The organism is Latilactobacillus parafuchuensis, assembly GCF_055271665.1.
Genome location: NZ_CM143875.1, coordinates 348,306 through 362,032 on the forward strand (window position 1 = coordinate 348,306; position 13,727 = coordinate 362,032).

Here is a 13,727-nt window from a genome sequence, read left to right on the forward strand (position 1 = left end):
TAATTATACGTGATTTGCTTTGTAATTTCCAGTAAATTATTAATTAAAAGCAAAAAACACGAACTTTAATTGCTTGAAAGCACAAAAAAAGCTTGGTTGCCCAAGCTTTTTCATTTTCAGAAAACTAATCAGTTAATGACTCGTCGATTGCGTCATCCTAACCCAATCAACTCATTAAATTTTAATCTGCTCTAAAGCCAATCCAAGGCCACTTGCAACCCGTTGCCCATATTCTGGATCTGCTTGATAGAACTGACGAACTTCTCGGATTTGAATGGCCGGTTTAGTCACTTGGCCTAAATTCATGACAATATTGTCAATCAACCGCGTTTGTTCCTCCGCCGACAACAACCGATAAAGACGTCCCGCTGCCGTGTAGTAATCATCATTAACCGCATAATGACCCGTTTTACCCGTTAATTGATCGCCATGGATTTGAGCGGTCGGTACTTCTGTTGGGCCGTCACTACTATTGGGTTCATAATTGATACTGCCATCTTGATTTTGGGCCATCGCGCCATCGCGTGCGTAATTATGCACCGCCACCTGCGGCCGATTAACGGGTAGTTGTTCATAGTTGGCGCCTAACCGATAACGTTCAGCATCTTTATACCCGAATAACCGACCTTGCAACAATTTATCGGGTGAAGCTTCAATTCCAGGTACTAGATTAGCGGGTGAAAACGCCAATTCTTCAATGTCTTCAAAATTATTCGTTGGATTCTCATCGAGCACCATCTGACCAATTTCAATCAACGGATAATCTTTTTGTGAGATGACCTTCGTCACGTCAAAAATATCGTACTTATAATTAAGGCCTTCATCGTATGGCACGATTTGAACGGCCACCGTCCAACTAGGATTATCCTTTTGCTCGATGGCGTTGAACAAATCATTTTGTAAATAATCGGTATCTTGACCAGCCAGTTTAGCGGCCAATTCATTGCTTAAATTATGCACACCCTGATTCGTCTTAAAATGATACTTGACCCAAAATTGTTCGCCGGCGGCATTGACCCATTTAAAGGTATGACTCCCATAGCCATGCATCATCCGATAACTGGCTGGAATCCCACGGTCACTCATCAAAATCGTCACTTGATGGACTGATTCTGGCGATAATGACCAGAAATCCCATTGCATATCCTGACTGCGAGCGTGGGTCCGTGGATCTCTTTTTTGGGAATGAATGAAATCGGGAAACTTCAACGGATCATTCACAAAAAAGACGGGCGTATTATTCCCAACAATATCGTAGTTACCTGCTTCAGTATAAAACTTGACCGCAAACCCCCGCACATCCCGATAAGTATCTGGATAACCGGCTTCACCCGCCACCTGTGAAAACCGGGTGATTAACGGCGTTTGTTTGCCAACACCACTAAAGACCGCGGCTTTAGTATAAGCACTCATATCGCGCGTCACTTTGAAATAACCCTTGGCGCCAGCGCCTTTAGCGTGGACCACCCGTTCAGGAATTCGTTCCCGGTTAAAATGCGCTAATTTTTCCAATAATTGATAGTCTTGAATTAAAACCGGTCCGCGTTGGCCGGCTGTTTGTGAATGTTGGTTGTCCGACCAAGGTTGGCCTTCATTGGTTGTTAAGTGTTCCGTCATCGTCGCCACTTCCCGAAAAAAGATTTTGTACAACCTAATTCTACTGCGCTTACCGGAAATTACAATGATTATGCTCATTCAACCTGATTAATCGTTAAAGTAACCCGGGAAATATTCATCCGCAAAATTACTGTATCCACTATTCTTTTATTGCACAAAAAAGACGTTGTCGATTGGCCAACGTCTTTTCATAATAATTAATTAGATATGTTGGATAATTTGCATCAAGATTGGCACGACGACTACGAATAGAACTGTACTGGTCGTCACCACATTGGTCGCGTATTCAACATCGCCATGCGCTTGACCCACAAGAATTGGTAAGACGGCTAATCCTGGTGTTGCGGCTTGAATGATTAATGTACTTTGTTCAACCGTCGGGATTGTCGCCGTATTCTTGAAGAAGAGCATGATGCCCATCATAATGGCTGGCGCCACGACAAAGCGCCCCAATAAAGCGAGCACTGTATCGCGGTCGAAGTGAATCGACTTCAACCCAGCGTCAGCCAAGATAATCCCAATGTAGATTAATGACATGGGTGTCACAATGCCACCTACCATTGAGAATGTTTTATCAACCAAGTTTGGTAATGGCAGACCGGTTAATAGATAGATTAAGGCTGCTAGGAAGCCAATGAGGGGTGCGGGTAATAATTTACGCCAGTTAAACTTGCCTTTAGCAGCGCCCTTTTCTTTAGTAGGATCATCACTTGAAATGAAGAAGACCCCAATCGCCCAAGTTGAAACCGTATTGGCCACGTAATAAATCAAGAAATAAGGTAAACTCTTATCGCCAAACAAAGCGAGGTTCAATGGTAATCCAATAAAGATTGTATTGGCATTAACAAACATATTGATAAACGTTCCCCGCCGGCCCGGACGAATCCGGAAGATTTTGGTTAAAAGCCATGCGACTAAGTAACCTAAAGCAAAACTGATTAAGACATAGATTAAACCGCCGGATAAACCGACTAATTTTTCACGGGTTAAGTTATCCAAAACCGAAACGAAAATCGATAACGGTAACGCGACGTTCATAATTAAAAATGAAATGCTACCCTTAAAATTGTCATCAAATTTCTTCGAACTCCGTAACCAGAACCCCAATGCGATCACGACCACAATTTCGATCACGCTTGATAAAGATGTTAAAAATGCGTCCAACTCTTTCACACTCCTATTGATTATTTATGCCCAAATTTACTGAACCGTTTTGTATTCTGGTACCCATTTTAAATCAGCAACGGCTTGTTTAATATCCGCAATTGGTTCTTTGTTGATGCCTTGTGCCATTGCACTTTCGGCAACAGCGTTCGCAACCGTTTGTGAGAAAATATCTAGTTTAGTCACTGGTGGCAAGACAGCAGCCCCTGCTTCAGTTGGATCTACAATCCCACCCAATGAATGGGCAGCGGCACTAATCATTTCATCATTTAAAACTTTCGCGGTTGATGCGATCGTGCCTAAACCTAAACCGGGGTAAACTAACGCGTTGTTCGCTTGACCAATTTCATATGTGACACCTTGATAGTCAACTGGTGCAGCCGGAATCCCAGTCGCTACTAGTGCTTGACCGTCAGTCCATTTAATCAAATCTTCCGCAGTCGCTTCAGCTAACTTAGTGGGATTAGACAATGGGAAGATAATTGGCCGTTCAGTATGGGCGGCCATTTCTTTGACAATGTTTTCAGTGAAAGCCCCTGGTTGCGTTGAAGTCCCCACTAAAATAGTTGGGTGGATCGCTTTAACAGCCGCTTCTAATGTCGTTAATTCAGCAGCATTCGCGAATTCACTGCGTTTACGGGCAAATGGTTTTTGTTCAGGTGTTAATTCTGGATCGTCATCAAACAACAACCCTTGTTTATCAACCATGTAAAAACGGCTACGTGCTTCGGCTTCTGACAAACCAGCTTGTTGCATTTCTTCAAAAATCCGATGTGTAATCCCGGCACCAGCGGTCCCAGCACCAAAACTCATATAAACTTGATTGGTCATCTTAGCCCCTGAAATATTTAGCGCACCCATAATCCCGGCTAATGTGATAATCCCAGTCCCTTGAATGTCATCGTTGAAAGTCACGATTTGATCCTTATATTTGTTTAAGAGGTTAGCCGCATTGCTCCGACCAAAATCTTCAAAATGTAAATACAGATTAGGGAATAATGCTTCAGCAGTTTGGACGAATTGATCTACGAAAGCATAATAACGATCCCCACGAACCCGTTCATGACGATTACCTAAATAAAGGTCATCATTCAGTAAACTATCGCGGTTGGTCCCAGCGTCTAAAACAACGGGTAAAACTTGGCTAGGATCAATCCCTGCAGCGGCCGTATAAACCATCAACTTTCCAACTGAGATATCCACACCTTGTGTCCCCCAGTCGCCAATGCCCAAGATTCCTTCACCATCCGTCACAACGATTAACTTAATTTCACGCCCATCAGCAGCGTTCGTTAAAGTCGTCTTCATTGAATCTGGGTCGTCGATGGATAAGAAAGCCGCATTTTGTGGGTTCACGTATAACGCACTGTAGTTTTCAATTGTATCGGCAATCGTTGGATCGTAAACGACTGGCATGAATTCAGCAACGTGTTGACTGAATAGTTTGTAGAATAAAATCCGATTTTCGTTAAATAAAGTCATCAGGAAAATGCGTTGTTCTAACATAGTCATTTTAGTTTGATATTGGGCGTAAGCTTGTTTAACTTGATCAGCCAATGTTTGAACGTGGGGTGGTAACATCCCCGTTAAACCAAATTGGGCGCGTTCTGCCTTAGTAAAAGCCGTGCCTTTGTTTAAAAATGGGTCATTTAAAATTTGTTGTGCGGTTTCCTTCATATCAAAAATCCCCTTTGTCTTTGTTAATATTGCTTAGTATAGAGCAGCCCATATTTGATAGTCAAAACCTCGATCTATGATAAAATAGATTTATATGACCGGTTAAAAGTCAATGATACTAGGAGCTTTTCATGAAAATTAAAGATTTAGACTATTTTACGCAATTAATTAATTTAAAAAATTTTACAGCGGTCGCTAATCATTTTTCGGTGAGTCAACCAACGATTACTTATGCCATTAAACGACTTGAGGCGGAATTTGAGACTGAGCTGATTGTCCGCGATCAATCACACCAAGGGATTATCATCACACCCAGTGGTGAACAGCTCTATCGACACGCCCAAACGATCCTCAAGGAAATCGCCTTAACTGATAAAGATATGGCTCGAATTGCGGCGACTAAACTTAAATTCGGCTTACCCCCGATTATTGGCACATACTATTTCTCAAAATTAGCCCCCAAACTCGTTCAAACGGGGGTTATTAATCAATTCGAAACGATTGAAGCCGGTTCTTCAGAATTATTGGCGGATTTGGAAGCCGGTCGGATTGATGCGGCTTTACTTGGATCGGCGAGCCCACTTAGTACGGATACCATTCAAGCGGACATTATCGAACAACACCGCTTTAAGATTATCGTCAGTCCGAATTCACCGTTGGCTGACCGCCGACAAATCGGATTTGCCGAACTCAAGGATCAACAATTCATCATGCTCGCTGAAGGTTTTGTCCATCCACACGTCTTCAAAGCCCTTTCCAAAGTCAATCGGATTCACCCCAAGGTCGTTTATCGAACGTCTGATGCCAGTATTCTTAAAAGTATGGTCCATGCGGGTGCTGGGATTGGCTTTCTAACCGAAACCGGGGTCACCACCGCCGATGACCTCGTTAGCCTCGATTTAACTGATGAACCACAGCCAACCTTCTACATCTCATTGGCCTACCGGAAAAGCCAGCGTTTCTCTGAAACCCAACAAGCTTTATTAGACAGTTTCATTCAAATCGCGCGGGACTACCGCCTCGATTCAACCCACTAAAAAAACTAGCCTAAAGGCAGACAATTGTCCGCCTTAGGCTAGTTTTTATTTTGAAGTCGTTCGTTTGAATCTTAATAACGGGGTTGCGATGGCGGGCACTAGAATCGCCGCAGCGATAATTTCCAACGTCGCATTGATCGTAAAGGCTGATAACATCACCCAGATTAACTGATTGGCCGATGTGTGGTACAATCCGGCTGCTTGGTGTTGATAGAACAACCACGTCAAACCAATTACTAAGACGGTATTGACCATCGTACTGATGATGGCGATCAGACTCATGGTAAGCGTCTTTTTAGTCGGCGCCTTAGGTAATTTGACCGCTAAGCTGCCCGCAATCAGTCCGACCAATAACCGCGGTAAAATCGCAATGATTGGATTACGAAAAATCAGAATTGCTAACGGATCGGTCGGCATCACATAGGCCCGAATTAGTGAGGTGATTCCCCAAATTGTACCTAAAATCGCACCATCTCGTGGTCCCAGGATAATCGCACCGATAATGACCGTTAAATGAATCGTCGTAATGGCCGGCAGCCCCGGAATCAACGTTAAATTCCCGACCATCGGGACGAAACCTTGAATCAATAATAATGCTGTTAATATCGCCAGGATACTCATGCGATAGGTGTTTAGAAAACGTGGTTGCATACTAGTCTCCAGTATTTAACGCCCCAAAGCCACCATCTGTCCTAATAATTGATTGGTCAACTTAAAAGCTAATTGTGCTACTGTTTCATTATAAAGGGCTAAGTCAGCGGAAGCAAGAACCTGCTTTTGTTCAAAATTAATTTGTTGTTGGCGACATTGTGCCAATAAATCAGCTTCAAAGTTAGTCGTTAATTCCCGATAATGATTATAGTTAGTATCCCCTAACACGGCGACTAACCGGCTTAGCCAATAAATATTATTCGGATCAAAATCAACTGTCGTTTGCCGATAAACCGTTGGCGTCTGATCAACCGCCGCATAAAATGGTACCAAGCCATTAAACGGATTCGGTCCATACGCCAACCAATGAATACCCGCTAATTCAGCCGGCACATCGTTTCGAATCTGCAAAATATGGACTTCTTCATTCCGATTCAACCCAATTGGCCGGTAACGGTGCTGTTCTTCTGGCGTCCCCTGACCGTACGGATCAAACGGCGTGTTTTGATAATGAGCACTTAACATCCATTTAACGTCGGCAATCGTTAATTGCTTATTCGGCTGACAGATAAATGGCAAATCCTGATCTGTCGGCTGTCCACTAGGGTTAAGACTGAAGTGTTGTTGGATGTACCATGCCCGCGGATTATTATAGGCACAATCTTTTTCAGTTGCACTCCCAAAAATATGACGTAGATTAACTTGGTCGCTGTCTGGATTCAAATGGAACTGATCAATCATCGCGGGTAAATCGGCAGCAAATAACGTATCCCCTGATTCAAAATCAAAGTAATCAATGTTAAAACGATTCGGTGCAATCACATACGCATCATCAGGAATCCGAATCGCGGCCCAATGATGGCCCCCAATCGTTTCAAGATACCACACCTCGTCGTGATCGGCAAAGGCAATCCCATTCGGTTCATAGGTCCCATAAGTCTCTAATAGCTGTCCTAACCGACTAACCCCTTCGCGCGCAGTCTGACAATATGGTAATGTAATGCTTAAAAAGTCAGCTTCGCCAATCCCCTCATCTACAAACGGATCAATTGCCAGAATTTCCGGATTAGTCGTAATCGTCTCACAAGCTGTCATGGCGACATTTTGGCTGTTAATCCCAGAACCACCCCAGATGCCATAGGCTGGATCAACGTCCGGTGTTAATGTACATCGTAATGATGAAGTTGGTAAAGGAACCTCAACACCACTCGCTTCTGACCGAAAGACTGCCGGTTGTGCCTCAGGTTGAACTACCACAAACTTCTGCGGATTAGGTCGCCCGTAGCCATCCTCATTACGCGCAATCATCGTTGAACCATCATATGATGCCTTTTTCCCGACTAATACCGTTGTGCAAGAACTCATTTTTTTCTTCATCGATACCACTCCTTATCATCCGACCAAAAAGATTGTTCGTGTATAAGCACTATTCTAACACGGAAACCCAAATTTGTTATACTTATTCTTGAATGTTTTTGCACATTAAAGTCATTATAGCCCATGATGCCATTATATTATGTATATATATTCAATTTTAGTTAGAAACCACAAAAAAACTCAGTAATCTTTATGATTACTGAGTTACCGTTATAATAATTAATACCGGTGATCGGGGTCGAACCGATACTTCCGTGAGGAAACGGGATTTTGAATCCCGCGCGTCTGCCAATTCCGCCACACCGGCATATTGATGAACATTTAGTTAGCGCCTAAACGCAAAGGCGGTAACCGGATTTGAACCGGTGATGAAGGTTTTGCAGACCTCTGCCTTACCACTTGGCTATACCGCCATACAAGAACAAATCCTGTTCTAAATTAAAAAATTGGGCTAGCTGGATTCGAACCAGCGCATGACAGGATCAAAACCTGTTGCCTTACCGCTTGGCCATAGCCCAATGAAAGGGCGGTATATGGGAATCGAACCCATGTGTGTCGGATCCACAAACCGATGTGTTAACCACTTCACCAATACCGCCATAACATGTAATATTATACCATATTCTGCATATTCATGCAAGATATCATATAAACAGGGATAGTAGGAATTGAACCCACACTGACGGTTTTGGAGACCGTAGTTCTACCTTTAAACTATATCCCTATAAAAAATGGAGGAGAGTGGATTCGAACCACCGAACCCGAAGGAGCGGATTTACAGTCCGCCGCGTTTAGCCTCTTCGCTACTCCTCCATAAATGGCGCAGGACAGAATCGAACTGCCGACACATGGAGCTTCAATCCATTGCTCTACCAACTGAGCTACTGAGCCATTTAAACGGTCACAACGGGACTCGAACCCGTGATCTCCTGCGTGACAGGCAGGCGTCCTAACCAGCTAGACCATGCGACCAAATTGCGGGAGTAGGGTTTGAACCTACGACCTTCGGGTTATGAGCCCGACGAGCTACCAGACTGCTCCATCCCGCGATAATATAAAGGAGAATGAGAGATTCGAACTCTCGCGTGGTTTGACCCACCTGACGGTTTTCAAGACCGTTCCCTTCAGCCAGACTTGGGTAATTCTCCATAAGCTATAAAAAAGTAATACCTGTTACAATGACCCGTACGGGATTTGAACCCATGATACCGCCGTGAAAGGGCGGTGTCTTAACCACTTGACCAACGGGCCATACAAAACGGAGAAGGAGGGATTTGAACCCTCGCGCCAGTTTCCCGACCTACACCCTTAGCAGGGGCGCCTCTTCAGCCACTTGAGTACTTCTCCAATATTTAGATAATGGGCCTAAATGGACTCGAACCATCGACCTCACGCTTATCAGGCGTGCGCTCTAACCAGCTGAGCTATAGGCCCATGAAAAGCGGGTGACGAGAATCGGACTCGCGACAACAGCTTGGAAGGCTGTGGTTTTACCACTAAACTACACCCGCATATTCATGATGATATGGCGCAGGACAGAATCGAACTGCCGACACATGGAGCTTCAATCCATTGCTCTACCAACTGAGCTACTGAGCCATTTAAACGGTCACAACGGGACTCGAACCCGTGATCTCCTGCGTGACAGGCAGGCGTCCTAACCAGCTAGACCATGCGACCAAATTGCGGGAGTAGGGTTTGAACCTACGACCTTCGGGTTATGAGCCCGACGAGCTACCAGACTGCTCCATCCCGCGATAATATATATAAGATAATACAACTACAAAATCTCACCAAATGTGATGATGGACCTTGTAGGACTCGAACCTACGACCGGACGGTTATGAGCCGTCTGCTCTAACCAACTGAGCTAAAGGTCCAAGCACTTTAAAACAATAGCGGCGAAGGGGATCGAACCCCCGACCTCCCGGGTATGAACCGGACGCTCTAGCCAGCTGAGCTACACCGCCAAAAAATATATATTGTTGCAATCGGGAAAACAGGATTCGAACCTGCGACCCCCTGGTCCCAAACCAGGTGCTCTACCAAGCTGAGCTATTTCCCGTTCTATGCACCCAGTAGGAGTCGAACCTACAACCTTCTGATTCGTAGTCAGACACTCTATCCAGTTGCGCTATGGGTGCATTTTTCATTATGATGCCGAGGACCGGAATCGAACCGGTACGGTAGTCACCTACCGCAGGATTTTAAGTCCTGTGCGTCTGCCAGTTCCGCCACCCCGGCGATATCATAATGAAAGCGGAAGACGAGATTCGAACTCGCGACCCCCACCATGGCAAGGTGATGTTCTACCACTGAACTACTTCCGCATCTTAATGCCGACTAGACGATTCGAACGCCCGACCCTCTGATTACAAATCAGATGCTCTACCAACTGAGCTAAGTCGGCAAAAAAAATTGCTTTCATTAAAAAAACTATTCAATTGTATGCGGGTGAAGGGACTTGAACCCCCACGTCTATATAGACACTAGAACCTAAATCTAGCGCGTCTGCCAATTCCGCCACACCCGCATTTTCTTGGCGTGTAACTTTGGCCGATGAGTCGTGACAGGCTCGAACTGTCGACCCTCTGATTAAAAGTCAGATGCTCTACCAACTGAGCTAACGACTCAATGGAGGTTACAGGGCTCGAACCTGTGACCCTCTGCTTGTAAGGCAGATGCTCTCCCAGCTGAGCTAAACCTCCATCAAATATAGCGTGGCAACGTCCTATCCTCGCAGGTAGTTTCCCACCAACTACTATCGGCGCTAAGAAGCTTAACTTCTGTGTTCGACATGGGAACAGGTGTATCCTTCTTGCTATCGCCACCACACTATTTGTGCTATTCGCACTGAGAAGAACTTCGTTCTCTCAAAACTGCATAATAAGTAATATCATCTCAAAAGCCTAAAACATTGCACCTTTGGTTAAGTCCTCGACCGATTAGTACTAGTCCGCTCCATACATCGCTGTACTTCCACTCCTAGCCTATCTACCTGATCATCTTTCAGGGGTCTTACTTCCATAAAGGAATGGGAAATCTCATCTCGAGGGGGGCTTCACACTTAGATGCTTTCAGCGTTTATCCCTTCCATACATAGCTACCCAGCGATGCTCCTGGCGGAACAACTGGTACACCAGAGGTATGTCCATCCCGGTCCTCTCGTACTAAGGACAGCTCCTCTCAAATTTCCTGCGCCCGCGACGGATAGGGACCGAACTGTCTCACGACGTTCTGAACCCAGCTCGCGTACCGCTTTAATGGGCGAACAGCCCAACCCTTGGGACCGACTACAGCCCCAGGATGCGATGAGCCGACATCGAGGTGCCAAACCTCCCCGTCGATGTGGACTCTTGGGGGAGATAAGCCTGTTATCCCCAGGGTAGCTTTTATCCGTTGAGCGATGGCCCTTCCATACGGAACCACCGGATCACTAAGTCCGACTTTCGTCCCTGCTCGATTTGTCAATCTCACAGTCAAGCTCTCTTATACCTTTACACTCTACGAATGATTTCCAACCATTCTGAGAGAACCTTTGAGCGCCTCCGTTACACTTTAGGAGGCGACCGCCCCAGTCAAACTGCCCACCTGACACTGTCTCCCGTCACGCTAAGTGACGCGGGTTAGAGTGGTCATACAGTTGGGGTAGTATCCCACCAACGCCTCCATCGAAACTAGCGTTCCGATCTCTACGGCTCCTACCTATCCTGTACAAACTATACAAACACTCAATATCAAGCTACAGTAAAGCTCCATGGGGTCTTTCCGTCCTGTCGCGGGTAACCCGCATCTTCACGGGTATTATAATTTCACCGAGTCTCTCGTTGAGACAGTGCCCAAATCATTACGCCTTTCGTGCGGGTCGGAACTTACCCGACAAGGAATTTCGCTACCTTAGGACCGTTATAGTTACGGCCGCCGTTTACTGGGGCTTCAATTCTGGGCTTCGCTTGCGCTAACTCATCCTCTTAACCTTCCAGCACCGGGCAGGCGTCAGCCCCTATACGTCATCTTACGATTTTGCAGAGACCTGTGTTTTTGATAAACAGTTGTTTGGGCCTATTCACTGCGGCTGACCTGACGGTCAGCACCCCTTCTCCCGAAGTTACGGGGTCATTTTGCCGAGTTCCTTAACGAGAGTTCACTCGCTCACCTTAGGATATTCTCCTCGACCACCTGTGTCGGTTTACGGTACGGGTAGTTTATTTCTCACTAGAAGCTTTTCTCGGCAGTGTAACATCAGGAACTTCGCTACTTAATTTCGCTCCCCATCACAACTTGTCCTTAAAGAATCAAGCATTTCACTCAACTCAAGACTCGTTGCTTGGACACACATTTCCAGTCGTGTGCTTTCCTTAGCTTCCTGCGTCCCTCCATCGTTCAAACAAAATAAACTAGTACAGGAATATCAACCTGTTGGCCATCGACTACGCCTCTCGGCCTCGCCTTAGGTCCCGACTAACCCTGGGAGGACGAGCCTTCCCCAGGAAACCTTAGTCATACGGTGGATCAGATTCTCACTGATCTTTCGCTACTCATGCCGGCATTCTCACTTCTAAGCGCTCCACTAGTCCTTACGATCTAGCTTCATTGCCCTTAGAACGCTCTCCTACCGCGGACACTTACGTGTCCACCCACAGTTTCGGTATTATGTTTAGCCCCGGTACATTTTCGGCGCAGCGGCACTCGACTAGTGAGCTATTACGCACTCTTTAAATGGTGGCTGCTTCTGAGCCAACATCCTAGTTGTCTGTGCACCGCCACATCCTTTTCCACTTAACATAAATTTTGGGACCTTAACTGGTGATCTGGGCTGTTTCCCTTTCGACTACGGATCTTATCACTCGCAGTCTGACTCCCGGAACTAAATCAATGGTATTCGGAGTTTATCTGAATTCAGTAACCCAAGACGGGCCCCTAGTCCAAACAGTGCTCTACCTCCATGATCCAATATTCCGAGGCTAGCCCTAAAGCTATTTCGGAGAGAACCAGCTATCTCCAAGTTCGTTTGGAATTTCACCGCTACCCACACCTCATCCCCGCCATTTTCAACTGACGTGGGTTCGGTCCTCCAGTGTGTTTTACCACACCTTCAACCTGGACATGGGTAGGTCACTTGGTTTCGGGTCTACATCTATATACTCACTCGCCCATTTCAGACTCGCTTTCGCTACGGCTCCAGCTTTTCACTTTAACCTCGCATATAAACGTAACTCGCCGGTTCATTCTACAAAAGGCACGCCATCACTCATTAACGAGCTTTGACTAATTGTAGGCACACGGTTTCAGGATCTATTTCACTCCCCTTCCGGGGTGCTTTTCACCTTTCCCTCACGGTACTTGTTCACTATCGGTCACTAGGGAGTATTTAGCCTTGGGAGATGGTCCTCCCGGATTCCGACGGAATTTCACGTGTTCCGCCGTACTCAGGATCCAGAACGGAGGTTAAGTTGTTTAATCTACGTGGTTATCACACTCTTTGACTCAGCTTCCCAGCTGATTCGATTACAACTTAACTTGGTAACTCCAATGTTCTGTCCTACAACCCCAAGAAGCAAGCTTCTTGGTTTGGGCTTTTCCCCGTTCGCTCGCCGCTACTTAGGGAATCGATTTTTCTTTCTCTTCCTGCAGGTACTTAGATGTTTCAGTTCCCCGCGTCTACCTTCATTAAGCTATGTATTCACTTAATGATAATACCCGACTAAAGGTATTGGGTTCCCCCATTCGGAAATCTCCGGATCAAAGCTTACTTACAGCTCCCCGAAGCATATCGGTGTTAGTACCGTCCTTCATCGGCTCCTAGTGCCAAGGCATCCACCGTGCGCCCTTTATAACTTAACCTATCTTTACCTACGGTAAAGGGTTATTATTTGAGTTTAGCGATATGAACTAATTCATACTTCTATTAAAAAACTCTTTAAAACGCAATGTTTTTCTCGGCTTTTAAATCTAATATTACTTATTATCCAGTTTTCAAAGAACAAAGTTTCGATGACTATTGCCATCTATGGAGGATAACGGGATCGAACCGATGACCTCCTGCGTGCAAAGCAGGCGCTCTCCCAGCTGAGCTAATCCCCCGTGTTGTAACTATCTAATTCTTGGTACAATGGGCCTAAATGGACTCGAACCATCGACCTCACGCTTATCAGGCGTGCGCTCTAACCAGCTGAGCTATAGGCCCAAAAAACGTGTTTATTG

The 13,727-nt window shown here is 45.6% G+C and carries 6 protein-coding genes, 29 tRNA genes and 2 rRNA genes; 1 reads left to right on the forward strand and 36 read right to left on the reverse strand.

What is annotated here, in order from left to right; all coding sequences use genetic code 11:
• Positions 1-174: 174 nt before the first annotated feature.
• The 3 genes from ACVPPQ_RS01930 to ACVPPQ_RS01940 all read right to left on the reverse strand — a co-directional run bounded on the left by ACVPPQ_RS01930 (position 175) and on the right by ACVPPQ_RS01940 (position 4,458).
• A complete protein-coding gene (locus ACVPPQ_RS01930; protein ID WP_463495369.1) occupies positions 175-1,617 on the reverse strand; it encodes a catalase in 1,443 nt (480 codons plus the stop codon).
• A gap of 201 nt (positions 1,618-1,818) precedes the next feature.
• Positions 1,819-2,781, reverse strand: coding sequence for an AEC family transporter (locus ACVPPQ_RS01935; RefSeq protein ID WP_463495371.1), 963 nt, complete (start codon positions 2,779-2,781; stop codon positions 1,819-1,821).
• 36 nt (positions 2,782-2,817) lie between these two features.
• Positions 2,818-4,458 carry a malolactic enzyme gene (locus tag ACVPPQ_RS01940; protein WP_463495373.1) on the reverse strand — a complete coding sequence of 547 codons (1,641 nt, stop codon included), beginning with the start codon at positions 4,456-4,458 and terminating at the stop codon, positions 2,818-2,820.
• A gap of 131 nt (positions 4,459-4,589) precedes the next feature.
• Between ACVPPQ_RS01940 and ACVPPQ_RS01945 the strand changes: the two genes are divergently transcribed.
• A complete protein-coding gene (locus tag ACVPPQ_RS01945) occupies positions 4,590-5,495 on the forward strand; it encodes a LysR family transcriptional regulator (protein ID WP_463495375.1) in 906 nt (301 codons plus the stop codon).
• A 45-nt stretch (positions 5,496-5,540) separates the two neighbouring features.
• Here ACVPPQ_RS01945 and ACVPPQ_RS01950 read toward each other — a convergent pair whose 3' ends face one another.
• The 33 genes from ACVPPQ_RS01950 to ACVPPQ_RS02110 form a co-directional block, all read right to left on the reverse strand.
• The gene (locus ACVPPQ_RS01950; protein ID WP_463495377.1) at positions 5,541-6,146 is read right to left on the reverse strand and encodes an ECF transporter S component; all 606 of its coding nucleotides are present in this window, start codon (positions 6,144-6,146) and stop codon (positions 5,541-5,543) included.
• A gap of 15 nt (positions 6,147-6,161) precedes the next feature.
• A complete protein-coding gene (locus ACVPPQ_RS01955) occupies positions 6,162-7,523 on the reverse strand; it encodes a C69 family dipeptidase (RefSeq protein WP_463495379.1) in 1,362 nt (453 codons plus the stop codon).
• Positions 7,524-7,746: 223 nt separating this feature from the next.
• A tRNA-Leu gene (locus tag ACVPPQ_RS01960) sits at positions 7,747-7,830 on the reverse strand.
• A gap of 35 nt (positions 7,831-7,865) precedes the next feature.
• Positions 7,866-7,936, reverse strand: a tRNA-Cys gene (locus ACVPPQ_RS01965).
• Positions 7,937-7,969: 33 nt separating this feature from the next.
• A tRNA-Gln gene (locus ACVPPQ_RS01970) sits at positions 7,970-8,041 on the reverse strand.
• 7 nt (positions 8,042-8,048) lie between these two features.
• Positions 8,049-8,121: transfer RNA gene (locus ACVPPQ_RS01975), tRNA-His, on the reverse strand.
• Between the two features lie 55 nt (positions 8,122-8,176).
• Positions 8,177-8,247 (reverse strand) — tRNA-Trp (locus tag ACVPPQ_RS01980).
• 8 nt (positions 8,248-8,255) lie between these two features.
• Positions 8,256-8,336 (reverse strand) — tRNA-Tyr (locus ACVPPQ_RS01985).
• Between the two features lie 5 nt (positions 8,337-8,341).
• Positions 8,342-8,414 (reverse strand) — tRNA-Phe (locus ACVPPQ_RS01990).
• A gap of 7 nt (positions 8,415-8,421) precedes the next feature.
• A tRNA-Asp gene (locus ACVPPQ_RS01995) sits at positions 8,422-8,495 on the reverse strand.
• Positions 8,496-8,498: 3 nt separating this feature from the next.
• Positions 8,499-8,572: transfer RNA gene (locus ACVPPQ_RS02000), tRNA-Met, on the reverse strand.
• Positions 8,573-8,581: 9 nt separating this feature from the next.
• Positions 8,582-8,671 (reverse strand) — tRNA-Ser (locus ACVPPQ_RS02005).
• 31 nt (positions 8,672-8,702) lie between these two features.
• Positions 8,703-8,774 (reverse strand) — tRNA-Glu (locus ACVPPQ_RS02010).
• A gap of 8 nt (positions 8,775-8,782) precedes the next feature.
• Positions 8,783-8,870: transfer RNA gene (locus ACVPPQ_RS02015), tRNA-Ser, on the reverse strand.
• Positions 8,871-8,883: 13 nt separating this feature from the next.
• A tRNA-Ile gene (locus ACVPPQ_RS02020) sits at positions 8,884-8,957 on the reverse strand.
• A gap of 6 nt (positions 8,958-8,963) precedes the next feature.
• Positions 8,964-9,034 (reverse strand) — tRNA-Gly (locus ACVPPQ_RS02025).
• Between the two features lie 15 nt (positions 9,035-9,049).
• Positions 9,050-9,122, reverse strand: a tRNA-Phe gene (locus tag ACVPPQ_RS02030).
• Positions 9,123-9,129: 7 nt separating this feature from the next.
• Positions 9,130-9,203, reverse strand: a tRNA-Asp gene (locus ACVPPQ_RS02035).
• 3 nt (positions 9,204-9,206) lie between these two features.
• Positions 9,207-9,280: transfer RNA gene (locus tag ACVPPQ_RS02040), tRNA-Met, on the reverse strand.
• 49 nt (positions 9,281-9,329) lie between these two features.
• Positions 9,330-9,403 (reverse strand) — tRNA-Ile (locus ACVPPQ_RS02045).
• A 16-nt stretch (positions 9,404-9,419) separates the two neighbouring features.
• Positions 9,420-9,493 (reverse strand) — tRNA-Met (locus tag ACVPPQ_RS02050).
• 21 nt (positions 9,494-9,514) lie between these two features.
• Positions 9,515-9,588 (reverse strand) — tRNA-Pro (locus ACVPPQ_RS02055).
• A 5-nt stretch (positions 9,589-9,593) separates the two neighbouring features.
• Positions 9,594-9,667 (reverse strand) — tRNA-Arg (locus tag ACVPPQ_RS02060).
• 14 nt (positions 9,668-9,681) lie between these two features.
• Positions 9,682-9,767, reverse strand: a tRNA-Leu gene (locus tag ACVPPQ_RS02065).
• A gap of 14 nt (positions 9,768-9,781) precedes the next feature.
• Positions 9,782-9,853, reverse strand: a tRNA-Gly gene (locus tag ACVPPQ_RS02070).
• Positions 9,854-9,860: 7 nt separating this feature from the next.
• Positions 9,861-9,933: transfer RNA gene (locus tag ACVPPQ_RS02075), tRNA-Thr, on the reverse strand.
• Between the two features lie 39 nt (positions 9,934-9,972).
• Positions 9,973-10,056 (reverse strand) — tRNA-Leu (locus ACVPPQ_RS02080).
• A 27-nt stretch (positions 10,057-10,083) separates the two neighbouring features.
• Positions 10,084-10,156, reverse strand: a tRNA-Lys gene (locus tag ACVPPQ_RS02085).
• A 2-nt stretch (positions 10,157-10,158) separates the two neighbouring features.
• Positions 10,159-10,231: transfer RNA gene (locus ACVPPQ_RS02090), tRNA-Val, on the reverse strand.
• A 10-nt stretch (positions 10,232-10,241) separates the two neighbouring features.
• Positions 10,242-10,358: ribosomal RNA gene (rrf, locus tag ACVPPQ_RS02095) — 5S ribosomal RNA — on the reverse strand.
• A gap of 90 nt (positions 10,359-10,448) precedes the next feature.
• Positions 10,449-13,367: ribosomal RNA gene (locus ACVPPQ_RS02100) — 23S ribosomal RNA — on the reverse strand.
• Positions 13,368-13,534: 167 nt separating this feature from the next.
• A tRNA-Ala gene (locus ACVPPQ_RS02105) sits at positions 13,535-13,607 on the reverse strand.
• Positions 13,608-13,636: 29 nt separating this feature from the next.
• Positions 13,637-13,710, reverse strand: a tRNA-Ile gene (locus tag ACVPPQ_RS02110).
• Positions 13,711-13,727: the final 17 nt, after the last annotated feature.

Excerpts from the sequence above, each read along its gene's own strand:
- ACVPPQ_RS01930 (WP_463495369.1), bottom strand. The coding sequence starts at position 1,617 with ATGACGGAACACTTAACAACCAATGAAGGCCAACCTTGGTCGGACAAC.
- ACVPPQ_RS01955 (WP_463495379.1), bottom strand. The coding sequence starts at position 7,523 with ATGAAGAAAAAAATGAGTTCTTGCACAACGGTATTAGTCGGGAAAAAG.
- ACVPPQ_RS01940 (WP_463495373.1), bottom strand. The coding sequence starts at position 4,458 with ATGAAGGAAACCGCACAACAAATTTTAAATGACCCATTTTTAAACAAA.
- ACVPPQ_RS01950 (WP_463495377.1), bottom strand. The coding sequence starts at position 6,146 with ATGCAACCACGTTTTCTAAACACCTATCGCATGAGTATCCTGGCGATA.
- ACVPPQ_RS01945 (WP_463495375.1), top strand. The coding sequence starts at position 4,590 with ATGAAAATTAAAGATTTAGACTATTTTACGCAATTAATTAATTTAAAA.